General features: G+C 53.1%; 2 pseudogenes. Both read left to right on the top strand.

Features of this window, described 5'->3' with window-relative positions:
• Nucleotides 1–128: 128 nt before the first annotated feature.
• Nucleotides 129–233, top strand: a pseudogene (locus LA04_RS25345) (DUF1656 domain-containing protein); the annotation flags it as partial.
• Nucleotides 230–580 (top strand): annotated as a pseudogene (locus LA04_RS19625) (efflux transporter periplasmic adaptor subunit); the annotation flags it as partial. The pseudogenes LA04_RS25345 and LA04_RS19625, both read left to right, overlap by 4 nt.

Below are 580 nucleotides of genomic sequence, written 5' to 3'. Positions count from 1 at the left end.
GTTTCATGATCTCTCCGTTAAAGCGGTTGTGTGATTTACATACACTGTGCTTAAAGCCATTCTCACTGTAAAATTAATGATTCATAAAATAGCTATTAGCTGAGCTACTGATATCCATGATGAATCTTTTACACTGGCGCTTGCCGTTTCGCCCGCTGATGGATGTTTCAACCTGGATTGTCACCTTTTTCCTGCTGATGCAGGGTCTGACCGCGTTGGGGTTATTGTCATGAAATCACTGCTCTCTTTACTGGCTCGCTATGCGCTGACCTTAAGCGCCGTCGCGGGTCCACGGCGTTTGTGCGTAGTGTTTCCACATCATAAAGGCCAGAAGCGTGGCCGTGCGGGATAATCAGTGGGTGAACCGGGGCGATGTGCTTTACACCATCGATCCGCGCTGGCTAAAGCTGGCGGTGACCAGCGCGCAGGCGGACGTCGAGTCAAAACGCCATGAGATGCTGATGCGCCAGGACGCGGCCCATCGCCGTACGCTGATTAAAAACGCCATCTCCAGCGAGGATTTACAGCAAACCGGCAGCGCGGCGAACGTCGCGGCGGCCAATTATCACGGTGCGCTGGC

It is taken from the genome of Enterobacter sp. UCD-UG_FMILLET (assembly GCF_000762975.1).
Lineage (GTDB): Bacteria > Pseudomonadota > Gammaproteobacteria > Enterobacterales > Enterobacteriaceae > Enterobacter > Enterobacter dykesii.
This window is presented reverse-complemented; position numbering and strand designations above follow the sequence as displayed.